Annotated in this window: 15 protein-coding genes; 5 read left to right on the top strand and 10 right to left on the bottom strand. The window is 41.7% G+C overall.

Features of this window, described 5'->3' with window-relative positions:
* Nucleotides 1-47 precede the first annotated feature (47 nt).
* Both H571_RS0104220 and H571_RS14180 read left to right on the top strand, forming a co-directional pair.
* The gene (locus H571_RS0104220; protein WP_027848221.1) at nt 48-953 is read left to right on the top strand and encodes an acyltransferase; all 906 of its coding nucleotides are present in this window, start codon (nt 48-50) and stop codon (nt 951-953) included.
* A gap of 61 nt (nt 954-1,014) precedes the next feature.
* Nucleotides 1,015-2,730, top strand: a complete 1,716-nt coding sequence (locus H571_RS14180) for a putative bifunctional diguanylate cyclase/phosphodiesterase (RefSeq protein WP_051168140.1) — start codon at nt 1,015-1,017, stop codon at nt 2,728-2,730.
* Nucleotides 2,731-2,759: 29 nt separating this feature from the next.
* Here the strand turns inward: H571_RS14180 and fba are convergent, their stop codons facing one another.
* The 9 genes from fba to H571_RS0104165 all read right to left on the bottom strand — a co-directional run bounded on the left by fba (nt 2,760) and on the right by H571_RS0104165 (nt 11,903).
* The gene (gene fba / locus H571_RS0104210) at nt 2,760-3,824 is read right to left on the bottom strand and encodes a class II fructose-bisphosphate aldolase (RefSeq protein ID WP_027848220.1); all 1,065 of its coding nucleotides are present in this window, start codon (nt 3,822-3,824) and stop codon (nt 2,760-2,762) included.
* A gap of 44 nt (nt 3,825-3,868) precedes the next feature.
* Entirely contained in the window at nt 3,869-5,032 is a 1,164-nt protein-coding gene (locus tag H571_RS0104205; RefSeq protein ID WP_027848219.1) for a phosphoglycerate kinase, read from the bottom strand.
* A gap of 33 nt (nt 5,033-5,065) precedes the next feature.
* The gene (locus H571_RS14175) at nt 5,066-6,097 is read right to left on the bottom strand and encodes a type I glyceraldehyde-3-phosphate dehydrogenase (RefSeq protein WP_036217549.1); all 1,032 of its coding nucleotides are present in this window, start codon (nt 6,095-6,097) and stop codon (nt 5,066-5,068) included.
* A gap of 81 nt (nt 6,098-6,178) precedes the next feature.
* Nucleotides 6,179-7,753: a sensor domain-containing diguanylate cyclase gene (locus H571_RS0104190; protein WP_036217546.1), complete on the bottom strand. Its 1,575-nt coding sequence runs from the start codon at nt 7,751-7,753 to the stop codon at nt 6,179-6,181.
* Between the two features lie 87 nt (nt 7,754-7,840).
* Nucleotides 7,841-8,575: a glucose 1-dehydrogenase gene (locus H571_RS0104185; RefSeq protein ID WP_027848217.1), complete on the bottom strand. Its 735-nt coding sequence runs from the start codon at nt 8,573-8,575 to the stop codon at nt 7,841-7,843.
* A gap of 33 nt (nt 8,576-8,608) precedes the next feature.
* Nucleotides 8,609-9,586 (bottom strand): serine/threonine protein kinase, encoded by a 978-nt coding sequence (locus H571_RS0104180; protein WP_036217543.1) that lies wholly within the window; start codon nt 9,584-9,586, stop codon nt 8,609-8,611.
* Between the two features lie 65 nt (nt 9,587-9,651).
* The gene (locus H571_RS15725; protein WP_425411346.1) at nt 9,652-10,239 is read right to left on the bottom strand and encodes a methyl-accepting chemotaxis protein; all 588 of its coding nucleotides are present in this window, start codon (nt 10,237-10,239) and stop codon (nt 9,652-9,654) included.
* On the bottom strand, nt 10,227-11,300 hold the full coding sequence (locus H571_RS15460) for a methyl-accepting chemotaxis protein (protein ID WP_027848214.1): 1,074 nt from the start codon (nt 11,298-11,300) through the stop codon (nt 10,227-10,229). Before H571_RS15460 ends, H571_RS15725 begins: the two co-directional genes overlap by 13 nt.
* 210 nt (nt 11,301-11,510) lie before the next feature.
* On the bottom strand, nt 11,511-11,903 hold the full coding sequence (locus tag H571_RS0104165; RefSeq protein WP_027848213.1) for a MarR family transcriptional regulator: 393 nt from the start codon (nt 11,901-11,903) through the stop codon (nt 11,511-11,513).
* Between the two features lie 90 nt (nt 11,904-11,993).
* On the opposite strand from H571_RS0104165, the gene H571_RS0104160 reads away from it, so the two are divergent.
* Nucleotides 11,994-12,554 carry a YIP1 family protein gene (locus H571_RS0104160; RefSeq protein ID WP_027848212.1) on the top strand — a complete coding sequence of 187 codons (561 nt, stop codon included), beginning with the start codon at nt 11,994-11,996 and terminating at the stop codon, nt 12,552-12,554.
* Nucleotides 12,555-12,667: 113 nt separating this feature from the next.
* On the opposite strand, the gene tkt is transcribed toward H571_RS0104160, so the two are convergent.
* Complete coding sequence (gene tkt / locus H571_RS0104155) at nt 12,668-14,674, bottom strand: transketolase (RefSeq protein ID WP_027848211.1); 2,007 nt, start codon at nt 14,672-14,674, stop codon at nt 12,668-12,670.
* A 647-nt stretch (nt 14,675-15,321) separates the two neighbouring features.
* Here tkt and H571_RS0104150 point away from each other — a divergent pair.
* Nucleotides 15,322-17,049 carry an ATP-dependent nuclease gene (locus H571_RS0104150; protein ID WP_036217541.1) on the top strand — a complete coding sequence of 576 codons (1,728 nt, stop codon included), beginning with the start codon at nt 15,322-15,324 and terminating at the stop codon, nt 17,047-17,049.
* Nucleotides 17,039-17,914 carry a DNA adenine methylase gene (locus tag H571_RS0104145; protein WP_027848209.1) on the top strand — a complete coding sequence of 292 codons (876 nt, stop codon included), beginning with the start codon at nt 17,039-17,041 and terminating at the stop codon, nt 17,912-17,914. Before H571_RS0104150 ends, H571_RS0104145 begins: the two co-directional genes overlap by 11 nt.
* Nucleotides 17,915-18,044 lie beyond the last annotated feature (130 nt).

Genomic DNA, 18,044 nt, shown 5'->3' with positions numbered 1-18,044 from the left:
TATAGCAGTGGTTAAGTTAACTAAGAATCACTATTTGAGACTCGATAATGCATAAGTTATTGACTGGCATAGCGACTAGTTTGCTGTTATTGCTTAACACCTTAGTAGGAATGGTGCCCCTGCTTTTTTTTGCATTACTAAAGCTGCTTGTTCCTATTCAGTGGTTTAGAGATTTTTGCTTTGAGGCAGTACGTTTTATTGCAGCTACCTGGATAAGCATCAACATTCTAATCTTTCGTTACCTTACACCCACCTATTGGGATATTCGTGGGCAGCAAAAGCTAAGTCGTCAAGAATCCTTGTTAGTAATATCTAACCACCAAAGCTGGGTCGATATTCCTGCCCTAATGGCAGCTATCCACGGCAAAGCACCTTTTTTTACCTTCTTTTTAAAGCGAGAACTTATTTGGGTTCCCTTACTGGGTTTAGCTTGGTGGGCTTTAGAATACCCTTTTATGCGTCGTCATACCAAAGAGCAGTTGGAAAAAAATCCACAGTTACGCGGTGAAGATTTAGCGATAACCCGTAAGGCTTGCGACCGTTTAAGGGGGCGCCCAGTTTCTTTAGTTAATTACCTAGAAGGCACACGCTTCACTCCTGCAAAAAAAGAGCAGCAGCAATCACCCTATCAGTATTTATTAAAGCCAAAATCAGGCGGCGTAGCCTTCACTTTAAGTGCAATGAATGAGCAGCTGCATAGTTACCTAGATGTCACACTGGTTTATGCTAGTAAGCAGCCGCCTACTTTTTGGGACTTGCTTAGCGGTAGGGTTGGGCGGGTGATTATTGATATACAAAAACAACCTTTACCTAAAGCTCTGCTGGTTGGCGATTATCAAGAAGACCCTGTTTTTAGAAGCGCATTTCAAGATTGGATTAATCAGTTATGGCAAGAGAAAGACCAGCGCATAGCTACCTTGCGCCAAGAGTTAACCGTTAAGCCTAAAGCCTAATGACTTGCAGTTTTTTTTAAGGTAGTTTAATTAAAACCTTGAACGGAATCAGGAGATAACCTTGCAGCACTTAGAAGCCGCTTTATTAATGGCTATCGTTGAAAAAATACCTCATGCAGTTGTGGTAACTGACCAACAGCAGACGATTGTTTATGTTAACTCAGCCTACGAAAACCTAACTGGTATCAGAAAAGAACAAGCCCTAGGTAAAACACCGCGCATTAACCAATCGGGTCATCACGATGCGGCCTTTTATAAAACCTTACAGGCAGAGCTGAATAAAACAGGGCGTTGGGAAGGTGAAGTTTGGGATTATTTCTCTAGTGGTAACTCTTACCTTAAGCATTTGAATATTGAAGCTGTCACCGATGAAAAGGGTGAAGTTAGCTATTATTTTGCAATTTTTAGTGAGCTTTCTGCTTTGCACCGTAGCGAAGCAGAATTAGAACGTTTAACCCACTATGACCCTCTAACCGAACTGCCTAACCGTATTTTATTTCGTAACCGTTTGGGGCATGAATTTAATATTTCTTCGCGTCATAACACCCGAACTGGCTTAGTGTTACTTAATGTCGACCGCTTCAAACTTATTAATGATGCCTTTGGTTTTGCTGCGGGCGATCAGTTATTAATTGATGTAGCCAAGCGCTTACAAACAGGAATTAGACGTACAGACCTACTAGCTCGCCAAGAAAGCCGTCAAGAAAGGGATGCAGATATGTTGTCGCGTATGGGCGGCAATGATTTTTCTTTTATTCTTAGTGAACTGCGTAAACCAGACGATGCCAGCATTGTAGCGGAGCGTCTCATTAGCTGCCTTGAAGAGCCGTTTAATATTCAAGGTGAAGAGGTTTATGTTTCAGCCAGCCTAGGTTTAGCTATTTATCCAGACAATGCTCAAACGGAAGATGACTTGTTGCGTTGTGCCGAGACAGCATTAAATTTAGTCAAAGGTGAAGGCAAGGGAGGTTACCGTTTCTTCTCCGAAGATTTAAATATAAGTAGTGCGCACAGGGTTCGTTTAGAAGCTAAAATGCGCAAAGCACTGCAACACGACAGTTTTTTGCTTCACTACCAGCCCAAGCAAGATTTAAAAACGGGCAAAATCACTGGAATGGAGGCACTGATTCGCTGGCCAACTTGTGATGGTATGATTTTGCCAGCAGAGTTTATTCCCTTGGCTGAAGATACCGGCATGATAAACCCTCTCGGTCGCTGGATACTTTTCACTGCTCTATCAGACACAGTTAAAGCCAGCCAAGCTGTGGGTTACCCTTTACAAGTAGCCGTTAACCTTTCTATGCGTCAATTTCAGCGCCCAGGCTTAAGAGAGTTAGTGATGGAAGCCATTGCTTTTAGTGGTATTAACCCTAGCCAAGTTGAACTAGAAATCACTGAAAGCATGGTAATGGAGAAGGTTGATGAAGCCATAGTAACCATGCAAAGCCTACGTGATTTAGGCGTACAGCTCGCTATAGATGATTTTGGTACCGGCTATTCGTCCATGGCTTACTTGCGCAACTTTCCTGTAAATACTTTAAAAATTGACCAAACCTTTGTGCAGGATTTAAACACCAAAGATAGCAATACCAGCATTATTGATGCCGTTATAGGTTTGGGTTGTGGGCTAGGTATGCAGGTTGTTGCTGAAGGAATAGAAACTAAAATGCAGTGGGATTATTTAGCAAAAGCAGGCTGCCATTTAGGGCAGGGTTATTATATTGGCCACCCTTTAGCTTTAGATGCATTTGTGGAAGCAATTAATACCTCTGATTAACCCTTAGGGCTAACCAGAGGTTTAAAGGTTTACTTGATTTTAGGATCAAGTTCGCCTGTTAAGTAACGCTCTGTCATGGCATCTAGGCTAAGTGCACGCATTTTACTAGCCTGGCCTGCTGTACCAAAGGCTTCATAACGGTTAATACAAATATCCGTCATGGCTGTTTGTGACGCTTTCAGGTATTTGCGTGGGTCAAATTCTGCTGGGTTTTCCGCTAAGAAGCGGCGAATCGCACCCGTTGAAGCAAGGCGTAGGTCAGTATCAATATTCACCTTACGCACACCGTATTTAATACCCTCAACAATTTCTTCTACAGGTACACCGTAGGTTTCAGGAATTTTGCCACCAAATTCATTAATAATGGCCAGCCATTCTTGCGGAACTGATGAAGAGCCATGCATAACCAAGTGGGTGTTAGGAATGCGTTCATGAATGGCCTTAATGCGGTCAATCGCGAGTGTGTCGCCTGTGGGTGGCTTGGTGAACTTATAAGCACCGTGGCTAGTACCTATCGCTATAGCCAAAGCATCAACCTGAGTTTTCTTAACAAAGTCAGCCGCTTCTTCTGGGTCGGTGAGCATTTGTTCCATGCTTAAGGTACCTTCTGCGCCTATACCATCTTCTTCGCCAGCTTGTCCGGTTTCTAAGCTACCTAAACAACCCAGTTCACCTTCAACAGAAACACCGCAAGCGTGTGCCATTTCAACGGTGCGACGGGTAACATCGACGTTGTATTCATAGCTGGTGGGTGTTTTGCCGTCTTCACCTAAAGAACCGTCCATCATTACTGAGCTAAAACCTAGCTGAATGGAACGCTGGCACACCGCAGGGCTAGTACCGTGGTCTTGGTGCATACACACAGGAATGTGTGGCCATTCTTCAATAGCTGCTAAAATGAGGTGGCGTAAAAAAGGCGCACCGGCATAGCTACGTGCACCGGCTGAAGCCTGCACAATTACAGGTGAATCGGTGCGGTCGGCAGCTTCCATAATAGCGCGCATTTGTTCTAGGTTATTCACGTTGAATGCAGGAACGCCATAGCCGTATTCGGCTGCGTGATCCAACATTTGGCGTAGGGTAATTAGAGCCATAATATTTTTACCTTTTATAATAAGGGTGTGTTTAATTGTTGGTTTTATTTATTAGCTGCAGCTTTTAATGCAGCGACAGCAGGTAATTCTTTGCCTTCCACGTATTCTAAGAAAGCACCGCCACCAGTAGAGATGTAGGATACCTGATCTGCAATGCCGTACTTGTCTATGGCTGCTAGGGTATCACCACCGCCAGCAATGGAGAAGCCAGCGCTTTCGGCAATGGCCTTAGCAAGCACTTGAGTACCGCTGCTAAACTGCTGAATTTCAAAAACACCCACAGGGCCATTCCACAAAATAGTGCCAGCCTCTTTTAGCAATAAAGCTAAAGCAGAAGCAGAATCTGGGCCAATATCTAAAATCATCTCGTCTTCGGCAACCTCTGCTACTTGCTTAATGGTTGCTTCTGCCGTTTCAGAAAACGCTTTAGCTACTACCACATCGGTAGGTAAAGGAATGTTTACCTGTGTCATTAACTGCTTAGCTTTATCAACCAAATCAGCTTCGTATAAAGATTTACCAACAGGGAAACCAGCTGCAGCTAAGAAGGTATTGGCGATACCACCACCCACAATTATTTGATCACACTTTTCAGATAAAGCATTTAGCACTTCAAGCTTGGTAGACACCTTAGAGCCACCCACTATAGCTACCAGTGGTTTGGCTGGCTGAGCAAGGGCTTTTTCTAGCGCATCTAATTCAGCAGCTAATAAAGGGCCAGCGCAAGCAATCGGAGCAAAACGAGCTACGCCGTGGGTTGAAGCTTGGGCACGGTGCGCAGTACCAAAAGCATCCATCACAAACACATCACAAAGGGCGGCATAAGCTTTAGATAAATCGTCTTGGTCTTTTTTCTCGCCTTTATTAAAGCGTACGTTTTCTAAAAGCACCACTTCACCCGCCGCCACTTCCACGCCTGTTAGGTAATCTTTAACCAACTTAACCGGCTGGCCTAATAAGCCGCTTAGGTGTTCAGCTACTGGTGCTAAAGAGCTGGCTTCATCGTAAACACCTTCTTCTGGACGGCCTAGGTGCGACATAAGCATCACCTTAGCACCGGCTTTAATGGCTAGCTGAAGGGTGGGTAGGCTGGCACGAATACGCGCATCGGAAGAGACCTTGCCGTCTTTAATGGGTACGTTTAAATCTTCGCGAATAAGTACTCGCTTACCCGCTAGGTTTAAATCGGTCATTTTAATTACTTGCATGTATAGTCCTCATATTTATAACGGGTTGAGTCATTATTTTTTGGTGTTTTTTTCAAGTGCTAGCCAATGGATTGCTATATCTAACATGCGGTTAGCAAAGCCCCATTCGTTATCAAACCAGCATAAAAGCTTAACTAAACGCTTGCCTGCTACGTGAGTTTGGGTGGCATCAACAATGCTAGAGCGGGGGTCATGGTTAAAGTCGACCGAGGCATTAGGTTCTTCTGTATAGCCCATAATGCCTTGCAAAGCGCCTTCGCTGGCATTACGCAAAAGCTGGTTTATCTCTGCCACAGTGGTATCGCGCTGCACACAAAGGGTTAAATCCATAGCAGAAACGTTAAGGGTAGGAACTCGTAAGTGGGTACTGGCTATGCGCCCTTCTAAATGCGGCAGTAAACGATAAATACCTTTAGCTAAACCTGTTTCAACCGGAATAATCGAAGCCATAGCCGAGCGGGTTAAGCGCAGATCATTTTTATTGTAAGCATCGCTTACTGGCTGGTCGTTCATCACCGAATGGATGGTTGTGGTGGTAGCGTGTTCTATTCCAAAATTTTCATCGAGTAATTTAAGTAGGGGAATAACACAGTTGGTAGTACAAGAAGCGGCTGAAACAATGCGCATGTCAGGGGTTAGCTGATCAAGATTCACACCACGAACAATAGTAGCATCCACATCGGCTTCAGCAGGGTGAGAAAAAAGTAGGCGTTTAGCACCAGCTTCTAAGTGTAATTCAGCAGTAGCACGGTCTTTAAAACTGCCCGTACATTCAAGTAGTAAATCAATATTTAAGTCTGCCCAAGGCAAGCCCTCGGGAGTGGCACTACACAAAACACTAATGGGGTGGTTATCTATCCATAGCTGTTCATTACGTGTTTCTACCTTGCCAGGAAAGCGGCCATGAATAGTGTCGTAGCGCGTTAGGTAGGCAAGGGTGTCTAAATCGGATAATTCATTCAAAGCAACCATATCTAAGCCACGGCAATCATCACGCTCTGCCCAAGCACGAAGAATGCATTGCCCTATACGTCCATATCCATTAATGGCAAGCCTAGGTTTCATTGGTTTGGTGATTACCTTAATTGTAAATGGTTGGCTATTTTCACGTATTCAGCTAAAAGGCGCAAATTTCAGTGTTCTTTTTTAAGGTGTATAAACTTCACAGCGATTACGGCCTAACCTTTTTGCTTGATAAAGCGCCTCATCAGCTTGATTAAGTACTTCATCGCTTGAACCACCCTTGGCTGAGAGAGTTGCTATGCCGATAGACACTTGTATTGAACCAACAGGGTCTATCTGCGTTTGGGCAACCAGTTTACGTAACCTTTCAGCTATAGCCTGTGCGCTAGAGGTGGTCGTGTTTGGCAGAATTAATAAAAACTCCTCACCACCCGTTCTGGCTACTAGGTCTTCTTCTCTTGAGATTTGGCGCATCATTTTGGTTAGTTCAATTAAAGCCTTATCGCCAGCAGCATGACCAAAGGTGTCGTTAACTTTTTTGAAGTGGTCAATGTCAACAGCCAGTACAGAAAAAGGGATACCTTTTTGTTCTAGCTGTTTAAGTAATAACTGCAGGCTGCGTCGGTTAAAAACACCGGTTAAAGGATCTGTTGCAGCATCTTCTTTTAACTGACTTATTTGAGTGTTCAGTAAGCCTAACCCTTTTAACATGGCTTGCTTTAACTCTTTGCTTTCAAAATACCAAGACTCAACCTTGGCTAAGTTGGAGTGTGCGCTAGGTGAATCCATTTCTTTAGCTGTGGTTGCTAGCTGGCGCAAAGGGCGAGAAATGTAGTTAGCCAGTAGCCAAATAATAAAAAAAGTAAATAATGCTAGGGGCAAAGTACGATAAACCACTCGCTTCATTAAATCGTCTAGTGAACTTAGTGTGGCGGTAACAGGACGCTGAGCAACAACACCCCAGTTGGTGGTTGTAATGGGTGAGAAACCAGCTAACATTTCAACACCTAAACTATTGGTTACTTGTGCTGACCCGCTGATGTTTTTAATAACACTATTTATAGCTTCATTGTTTTCAATATAAGAGCCAACACGTTTTGGGTTGGGGTGATAAATAATTTGTTTGTTTTGATCTACAACATAAATGTAAGAGCCATCTCGGTGGAAGTGTTTTCCAAGCAGGTCATTAAGGATACTTTTTTCTTTTAAATAAATAGTACCACCAACATAGCCCAAGTAATTGCCCGATGCGTCAAAGATGGGGGAAGAAATAAGAACCAGTAAATTGCCAACCGTTGAAAGGTAGGGTGTGCTAACTAGCGGTTTTTTTGCTGCTAGAGTTTCTAATACACCAGCCGATACAAGCTTGCCACCTAAAATACCGAGCGTGTTAGGTGATGCGGCTAAGGCAATGCCTTCTTTATTAACGATAGCAACCGAATTAAAGCTTGATGTTTGTTGGTGTAGGCGCTCAGCTTCAGCTGTTAATAAGCTTTGGTTGTCTAGGTTTTTTTCTACAATTTTAGCGGTGTAGGCAAGTTGTTGCAGTGCTGCTTCAATAAAGTTGTTGGTAGCGGCTGCAAGTTTTTGCGTGTAGGCATGATTAGTTTCAAGTGTATGTTTTAAAAGTTGGTTTCTTTGCACCTGATAATTAGCAAAAAAGCCATTGGCAAGGGTAATAAAGGCAACAAAAAATGCCAGTAAAATAATTAGGTTTTTTAAATTAATTAAACGGAAGCGTGTAGATGTCAGTGGCATGGTTAGTCTATCCGTAAAAGCGCTGCATTTTACAGCTTTTTTATCTTCTAGTCTAACCAGCCTATTAATAATAAAATAATTAGCTCATTATTGTGCAGTCACACCGCCATCAGCAACAAACTCAGCACCTGTTGAATAACTGGAATCATCAGAAGCTAAAAATAAAACCAAGTTAGAAATTTCTTCTGGTTTTGCTATACGGCGTAAAGGAATTTGTTTGGCAAATTCTTCTACTGCTGCCTTGGTGTCACCCTGCATTATCATAGGGGTTTCAATAACGCCTGGGTGAACCGAGTTAACCCTTATACCTAAAGGCGATAACTCTAAAGCGGCTGCTTTAGTCATACCGCGTACAGCAAACTTGGTGTCGGTATAGCCAAGTGCACCACCTACCAGCCCGTTGATGGAAGAGATATTAACAATAGAACCGTTTTTAGCTTTTTTCATGGAAGCAACAACAGCTTTTATACCTAAAAACACTGAAACCTGGTTGATATCAACAATACGGCGGTAATCTTCCAAAGAGGTATCAGCCAAAGGCTTAGCCATGGTGATGCCTGCATTATTAACTAGAACATTAATAGGGCCAAAGCTCTGTTCAGTGGTGGCAACTACTCTAGCCCAATCTTCTTCACTGGTAACATTGTGTTGAATAAAAATAGCCTTGTCGCCTAGCTCTTTAGCAAGCGCCTGCCCTTTTTCTTCATTCAAGTCCGTTAAAGCAACCTGAGCACCTTCGGCAATAAATAAGCGAGCATGAGCAGCACCCATACCTTGAGCAGCACCAGTAATGATGGCAACTTTGTTTTTTAAACGCGACATGATGGTTTCCTTTTAATGTAAGAAATTAATGAGTTAAAACAACTGTAAGTAGGGTTGGTCTAAAGCAAACTGCTGTTCATTTAATATTGAAATTTGTTCATTCCAATAATGCTCTGTACCAAACCAAGGAAAGCTATACGGAAAGGCTGGGTCTTTCCAACGCCTAGCTAGCCAAGCACTGTAGTGCAAAATTCTAAGTGTGCGTAATCCTTCAATTAGCGGCAATTCGCTTGGTGAAAAATCATAAAACTCATTGTAGCCACTAATTAATTCAGAAAGCTGTAGGGTTTGTTCTTGACGATCACCTGTTAGCATCATCCATAAGTCTTGTACTGCTGGACCTTTGCGGCAATCATCTAAATCTACAATAAAAAAGCTATCATCACGACAAAGCAGGTTACCAGGGTGACAATCACCATGAATACGAAGGGAGGTGTAGGGGTTTTCAGCAAAGAGGGTGGTGAGAGTTTTTAATAGGTCTTCTACTAGAGCTTCCCATCTAGCTGCTAGGCTTTTGGGCAGGAAGTTGTTATTACGTAAAAATTCAAAGGATGCCTGACCATAGGTAGCAACATTAAGTTCTGGTCGTTCAAGAAAAGGTTTTTTAGCACCCACAGCATGTAAACGACCGAGTAATTGCCCTAGGCGATAAAGCTGGTCTAAATCCCCCGCTTCTGGGGCACGACCACCACGGCGTTCAAATAAGCAAAAGCGAAAACCCTTGTATTCAAATAAGCTTTTGTCGTTAAATTTTATGGGGGCAACTAGGGGAATATCTAACTCAGCTAGCTCAAACGAAAGGCTGTGTTCTTCTAGAATTTGAGCATCGCTCCAGCGATTTGGGCGATAAAACTTTGCTATTAAAGGAGCTTCAGCTTCAATGCCTACTTGAAAAACACGGTTTTCATAACTATTTAGCGTGAGTACCCGCGCATCACTTATCAAGCCAAGGCTTTCTACAGCATCTAAAACAAGGTCTGGGGTAAGTTCGGCAAATGGATGTTCGTGCATAATTAGCTCCTAAAGGTGAGCCTAGTGTAGCAGCCCACGAACTAACCTTGTTGCCTTTACCTTGATTAACCTGGGTAGACCTTAAATTGTTTACAAAGACTGTTTAACACCTGGGTAGTGTTTTGCACATTTTGGCTAGCAATCAATGTTTGTGATGCTTGAGCAGCATTGCACTCAGCTAAACGGGCGATTCCTTCAATAGTTTCAGCAACTTCTTTGGCTGCCAAAGCCTGCTCTTGAAGAATGGCCTGAATGTCTAGGGTGGTTTGAACAACCTTGCTGGTTTCTGTTTCTATTGCTGCAACTGACTGGCCAGCACGTTCTGCTTTACTAACGCCTTCATCTACCTGCAAAACGCTGGCATCCATTTCTGTTACGGCTTCTTCTGTGCGTTTTTGAATTTGAGTCACCATGTCAGAAATTTCAACAGTCGAATTAGCGGTTCGTTCGGCTAGGTTACGCACTTCATCTGCTACAACTGCAAAACCTCGCCCATGTTCACCAGCACGAGCTGCTTCTATGGCAGCATTTAAAGCTAATAAATTGGTTTGTTCAGCAATTTCACGAATGGTAGAGACAATTTTTCCGATATTGCCTGATAAATGTTCTAAGTCTTGCAGTTTAGTTGATGCGTTATTAACTACACCGGCAATAGCGCTAATTTCCTTGGTGCTTGCATAAACAGCTTCGGCTCCGCCTTGGATACTTCACCCGCTTTATTAGAAGCAGCATGAGCAGCTGTAGCGCTTTCTCCTATTTGATCAACCGATGCGCTTAACTCTTCTAGGGCTGCTGCCATGCTAGCAGATGAGCTAGATTGAGAGGCTGCACCTTCAGATGTTGCTTTACTAGCAGCTAACATTTCCGTCGCAGCTAAATTAAGTGATTTAGTTGACTGGCTCATTTGAAAAGCAACTTCTAGCAGATGGTTGCGCATGATTTGAACGGCATTAAAAACACCGCCTATTTCATCTGCTTTACCCATGGGCGCAGGTCCAACCAAGTTGCCTGAACCTATTTCTAAGGCAACAGTTTTTAAATAGTTAATTCTGCGTGTTTGCTCACGCATAACAAAGTAGAGCCACATAAAAGCAATACCGCCAATCACTAAAATACCTGAGGCTATAGGTAGCATGATTTTATGGGTAGCAGAATCATTAATATAAAAATGCCAGCCTAAAAGCATTCCTAGCGTAGCTAAAAGGAAGAAAAACATAGGGAGCATGGCGGTAGGTGTTAAATTAATGCCCTGGTAAAAATGTGAAAACCGAGAGTAAAGTCCACTTAAATGATAGCCACCAGAAAGCTTGTCGGAACTACCTGCTTGCATACGAGCATACAAAGCGGCAGCTTGAGAAACTTCGGCTTGGGTGGGTTTTAAGCGAACGCTCATATAACCACCATTAGGCAGAGGTGTGGCGGTTGCTTTTACCCAATAATGATCACCGTTAGCGCGGCGATTTTTAACTATTCCCTGCCAAGCTCGCCCACTTTTAAGTGTTGCCCACATATCACGAAAGGCTTCTCTGGGCATATCAGGGTGACGAATAATATTGTGTGGCTGACCTAGAAGTTCAGCTCGTGAAAAACCGGCATATTCTACAAACTCATCATTCACATAGGTTATGTTTCCTGCGGCATCAGTATGAGAAATAATGGCGCAATCAGAACGGACAACATATTCTTTTTGAGTGACGGGTTGATTGTTTTTCACCGCAGGAAACCTCCAAGCTATTTATTATTTTTAGGCTGTTTAGCCTTATGAAAAGGGTTGATTTTAGAGTTAAAGCTAAAAGGGTTTGCCATGCTAGAGCTTGCCTCTTGGTTGTTTGTTGATTTATGTCATAAAAATGCACTTGAATTATTTTATCTTCTAAATATGACAGTTTGATGTTGTGTTAGGTGTGAAAACGGGGGGCTAAATTTATTTAGTTAACGGAAATTCTTGCTGTAAATAATTAAGCTCAGGTCTATGTTGCCAAGCAATGGCTTCTACCAGTTTCTCACCTTTAGGTAGCAAGTGAATTTCCATGCAGCGTTTATCCGTGGCGGAAACACGCCTTTCAACTAAACCTAATTCACTCGAACGATCTATTAGCATCACGGTTGCATGGTGTTTAGATTGTAGCTTTTCTGCTAGCTCACTAATGGTTGCCCATTCCCTAGATTCAAAACCCTTTAAGTGTAGAAGTAATAAATACTGCAAAGAAGTTAAGCCATGGCTTTTACAGATCTCTTCGCTGCTTCGCTGAAAAGCTCTAAGTCGATAGCGAAAATCAGATAGTTTTTTAAAATCCTGTTTGCTTAATTGGGTCATTTTTTTACCTGTTGATTAAAAACGCCTTGCCAGCCTTGGAAAACTAGACTATAAAATAAGTATCATGCCGTGATACTTGTGGAGGTCGTTATGAATATCTCAATGCTATTTGGCTTACCTTTTTCAACTAAGGGTTGGTCAGAATTACAGTTAAGAAACTTATCTATACCTCAACTTGCTTGGTTGTTGGTATTGCCTATGTCTTTTGTGCCCCCAGTGCTTATCTATTATGCAGGTACCCATTATGGTGATAGCTTTTTACCTGGCTTTGCTAGTAAAGACTGGCACTTTATAACCACTACCTTGTTTTTGGCTGAGTTGCTTACCTTCTTTGTTATGGGTTGGTTAATCCACTCAGTTTTAGAGGGGCATGGTTTAACAGTTAGCTATCAAGACACTTACCTTTTAGCAGCCATTGCGCCCTTGCCTTTGTGGCTTTCATCCTTTGCTTTACTGGTGCCGATTTTGCTATTTAATGTCTTGGTGGTGGGCTTGGCACTTGTCTTATCGATTATCTTGGTTTACCAAGGCTGTAAGTCTTTAAGTAAAGAATCAGGGGATATTACCGTAAGTATGTCAGCAACTTACACTATTATTGCCGCTTCTTTTTTAGCTTGGGTTTTACTCTTGGTGATAGTTTGGGCTTATTAAAACTCTAAGCTAAGAACAACAAAAGTTAAGGACAACAAAAAAGGCGCTAACCTTGATAGGAAAGCGCCTTTTTCTTAAGCGAATAAGCTAAAAGCTAGTTAGCAGGCTTAAGGCTAGTCATCTAACCCTTCTAATAACTCTTCTAAGCAAGCCAAGACGTTATCTAAAGTAAAGCCAAACTCTGCAAAGAGTTGCTCGGCGGGTGCCGATTCACCAAAGCTTTCCATACCAATAATGGTGCCTTCTAAACCAGCGTACTTGTACCACCAGTCTTTATGCGAGGCTTCAATCACTAAACGGGCAGCGACTTCAGCTGGAATCACTGACTGACGGTATTCAGCATCTTGCTGCTCAAATACATCAGTGCTGGGTAGGCTGACCACACGGATTTTTTTGCCTTCAGCATTGAGCTTTTCAGCCGCTTGCATGGCTAAACCAATTTCAGAACCTGTCGCAATAATAATGGCTTCTGGCTCGCCTTGGCAGTCTTTTAAGATATAACCACCACGGGCGATATTGGCTAGCTGGGCTGCATCACGGGTTTGGTGGGGCAAGTTTTGGCGCGAGAAAATTAGCGCAGTAGGGCCAGTTTTGCGCTCCAGTGCCGCCTTCCAAGCCACGGCTGTTTCTACCGCATCGGCAGGGCGCCAAACACTCATGTTCGGTGTGCCACGCAAGCTGGCTAGCTGTTCAATCGGCTGGTGCGTTGGGCCATCTTCACCTAAACCAATCGAGTCATGGGTGAAAACTTCAATGTGCTGAACACCCATTAAGGCTGCCATACGCAGTGCATTACGGGCATATTCCATAAAAATTAAGAAGGTTGCGCCGTAAGGAATAAAACCACCGTGCAAAGCAATACCGTTAATGATTGCCGCCATACCAAATTCACGTACACCGTAATGCAGGTAGTTGCCGGAAGCATCTTTAGCCGTAATGGCTTGTGCGCCCTTCCAAAAAGTTAAGTTGGAAGGGGCTAAATCAGCTGAGCCACCTAATAATTCAGGTAGCTGGGGTGCCAGTTTATTCAGCACATTTTGGCTGGCTTTACGGCTAGCAACCGTTTCGCCTGCAGCTTGTAGTTCTTGAATATAGGCATCAACCGAAGCAGTAAAGTCGGCAGGTAAATCGCCAGCTAAGCGGCGCTTAAATTCAGCAGCCAGTTCAGGAAAAGCTTGTTGGTAAGCTGCAAAACGTTGGTTCCAAGCGGCTTCGGCTTGCTGGCCTTTTTCTTGGGCGTTCCACTGGGCAGCAATATCAGCAGGAATTTCAAAAGGTGCAGCCTTCCAACCTAGCTGCTTACGCGTTAAGGCAATTTCATCATCGCCTAGTGGCGCACCGTGGCTGTCGGCGGTGTTGGCTTTATTGGGTGAGCCAAAACCAATTTGGGTTTTACAAATAATTAGGCTAGGACGGTCGTCATTTTCACGCGCCATTTCAATCGCCGCTTTAATTTCTTCCGGTTTATGCCCATCAGCACGCAATACTTGCCAACCGTAAGCTTCAAAACGCTGGGCGGTATTGTCGGTAAACCAACCATCGACTTCACCATCAATAGAAATGCCATTGTCATCATAAAAGGCAATTAACTTACCCAAGCCTAGCGTGCCAGCTAGCGAGCACACTTCATGTGAAATGCCTTCCATCATGCAGCCATCACCTAAAAAGGTGTAGGTATGGTGGTTAACTATTTCATGGTTAGGGCGGTTGAATTGAGCCGCTAAGGTTTTTTCTGCCAGCGCCATACCCACTGCATTAGCAACACCTTGACCTAAAGGGCCGGTGGTGGTTTCAACACCAGGCGTGTAGCCATATTCTGGGTGGCCAGGGGTTTTGCTATGCAGCTGACGAAAGTTTTTTAAATCTTCGATAGATAAGTCATAACCTGATAGGTGCAAGAGTGCATAAATAAGCATGGAACCATGGCCGTTAGAAAGGATAAAACGGTCACGGTCTGCCCACTCAGGGTTGGTTGGGTTGTGCTTTAGGTAGTCGTTCCATAACACTTCGGCGATGTCCGCCATGCCCATGGGCGCACCCGGATGGCCAGATTTAGCTTTCTGTACAGCATCCATAGCCAGTGCGCGTATGGCGTTGGCACGATCAAAACGTGAAGTCATGGGTAATACACTCCTGCCCCTAGGGGTTAGTTATCAAGACAAGTCATTAGAGGGTTATAAAATTTTGCGCTATTTTCCCGCATCTAGCAGCGAGTAGCAAACTTGTATTAAGACTTGCACTAAGGAGAGTTTGCTTCATCTTTAAGCTATAGGTTTTTCAAGTGCAATCTAGGGGTGGTTTGTGTAGAATGATTAGCATAATTTCGTATTTTATTATCTGAAATTAAGGCACAGAGTGCATAAAAGCTCTTGCTCCTAGTTTTCTTTTATCCGTTAGATTATTGCTAACATGTCAAGATATGGCTGTGAGTCTCTAACGCCAATAAATTACAACTCTTGTTATGTTTTGAGTAGATAGGTGTTTATAGCTCTGCTAAGTTAACTCAAATAGCATGGTTGACATTTTTCACCCTAACTACTACCACATTATTATAGATGGATCTTATGGTGAAAATTCATGTGCTAGTGGCTAAGGCGATGTTACAGAACCTCACGTTGTTAGCTCTTAATCCAGAAAAGCTAATACAGTTAGTAATTTTAAATGCGGTGGAAGTTAACTTTGACGGTATACGGCAAAGGTGTTTTAGTTAGTAGTTGTCTATATCAAGAAGATTACGTAAGAAAAATAGAAAATAAAGGGATGTGGCATGTCAGTTACACGATTAAAAAAAATAAATATAGAAAGTTTTCGTGGTCTTGAGGATGTTGATATTGAGTTCGCTGATAGTATTACAGTTATTTGTGGTAAAAATGGTACATCAAAATCATCAATTCTTGGTATAGCAGCACAAGTTTTTAGCTTTGAGAAGGATTATGTAAAAGGTAGTAAATTAAATTATCGTCAAATTACGGGTGATTTATTTAAATCTCAATATACTGAACATTTTAGAATGTCAGAAGAATTCGATACCACAGGCTCGATGAAGGTTAGTCTTGAACTATATGATGGTTATACAGAAAAAGATGCAACAGGCAACCTTAGTTTAACGACACGTGACAATGTCCCTAGAGCGGTTGTTAGGCACAATAGTACCGTTCCAGATGGTGCTAATACGAGTAGGAATTTTACCCATCCAGTAATATTTTTAAGTTTAAAACGTCTATATCCAATTGCATCAAGAGATTACAAAACACTAAACTTTGAATACCTAGAAAACCATAAAAAAGAGTTTATAGGACTTACCAATGAGCTTTTAAATCGTAGGGCGTCAAGTGCCACGAGCACAAGTGGAATTATTAAGTCTGCTGTTTCTCATGGTGATGATTATGATCACCAATCAGTTTCTGCTGGCGAAGATAATGCTGGTCAAATAATTTTAGCTTTAATGTCATTTAAAAAGTTACAAAGTGAATATAAAGACTATAAAGGTGGCTTGCTTCTAATAGATGAAGCAGATGCAGGTTTATTTCCTGCAGCACAAATTAAATTGTTAAAAATACTTGAAAGGGAGTGTAGGAAATTAAATCTACAAGTTGTTATTACGTCACACTCACCAAGTATTATTGATTATGCTTATGAGCAAGGTCAGCTGTATCGTAGAAGGTATAAAACAATTTATTTAAGCAACACTCATGGCAGAATACAAGTAGGGGATGACTGGTCGTGGATGAGAATTAATGCAGATATTAATACTGAAACTATAAAAGCGCCAAAAAATGTTAATCTACCAAAAGTTAATGTTTATTTTGAAGATAAAGAGGCTTCAGATTTTTACAATGCGCTAATGACTCGTCAAACAATCAAGAAATTCACAAAACCACTTCCAGAAATAACCCTTGGCTGCTCTAATTATATACAGTTAATAAAAAACAATATTACTGAGTTTTCAGAGCGTAGTGTTATTTGCTTGGATGCTGACCAGCAAGCAGAAATTGCTGATAAAAACTACAAAACAATAGTTTTATTGCCAGGCGAATTGCCACCAGATCAGTTGATTTTTGAGTTTTTATATAATCTACCTAAAGATAATGAGTTTTGGGATAATGAAATACAGTTTACACATTCAGTTTTTACTAATTGTGCAAGTGAAGTGTTAAATACTTTTTCTATTAATGACGAAAAAATTGATTTAAGATTAAGTATTGAAAAATATAAAGAAGAAGTTGATGGGAATATAAAACAAAAAAACAAGAAAGTTAGAGAGGTGTTTAAACGATTTTATAAGGAAGAGAAAATACAAAGTTTAGTTGGTAGGTTAACCAATCTCTATAACCCTTGGAGTTACTGGGTTAAAAAACACCCAGAATTAAGTAATAAGTTTTTAAATGATTTTAAAGCTGCGTTAAACTATGCCATGAATAAAGGGTATACAGTTAATTTGACAAAGCTTGAGGTCTTAAAAGTGAAGCTAAAGCAGGTGACTAATGCACCCTAAAAAAATATACAGCCCTTTACGTTACCCTGGAGGTAAGGCGCGATTCTCTCCTTTTGTTGCCAACCTTATGAAAATTAATGGGGTTACAGGTGGTCATTACTTTGAACCCTATGCCGGTGGTGCAGGTGTAGCGCTTTACTTACTTTTAGAAGGCCATGCTAGCCACATACACATTAATGATGCAGATCCTGCAATTTATTCCTTTTGGCTTGCTGTAACTCAGCATACAGGTGCATTGTTAGAGCTATTAGATTCTACTCCAGTAATTATCGAGGAATGGTTCAAGTGGCGCACAATTTTACGTGACGAAAACAACACAAATATCGTGGAAAAGGGTTTTGCTACCCTTTTTATGAATAGAGCTAATCGTTCTGGAATTTTAAAAGCAGGAGTTATTGGTGGTAAAGAACAAAGTGGTGAATATAAATTAGATGCTAGGTTTAATAAAAACGTTCTTATTTCACGTATAGAAAAAATAGCAGAAAAATCAAATAATATAACTGTCTATTGTGAAGATTCACTATCACTTCTTAATAGATGCAATGATTTCCTGCCTTTTGATTCTTTAATTTATTTGGATCCACCCTATTATGTTAAAGGTAAGGGGTTATACCGAAATTTTTATGAACATGATGATCATGTACAAATTGCTAAAGTTTTACAAGCCCCAAGCTTTAAGCAGCGTTGGATGGTTTCTTACGATAATGTTAAAGAAATTTGTGAAATGTACTCTTTAAGCCAATCCCTTTCATACGGTCTTAATTACTCAGCACAAAAGCACTATGTTGGTAGTGAGGTTATGTTTTTTAGTGAGGGTTTGTTAGTTCCTGATGAAAATATTTTACAGCTTGAAAAAGTTAATTAATCCTTCTTGAGTAAAGCTCCATTAGCAACTCAAACTTTTGGGTGTAATTTTGCACTCCAAACTACCCTTATTATATTGATGGGTCTTTTATGAAAAAAATTGCCTGACACTTGATTTTTTTGGCTTAGCA

The sequence above is a fragment of the Marinospirillum minutulum DSM 6287 genome, assembly GCF_000422325.1.
Classification (GTDB): Bacteria; Pseudomonadota; Gammaproteobacteria; order Pseudomonadales; family Halomonadaceae; genus Marinospirillum; species Marinospirillum minutulum.
This window is presented reverse-complemented; position numbering and strand designations above follow the sequence as displayed.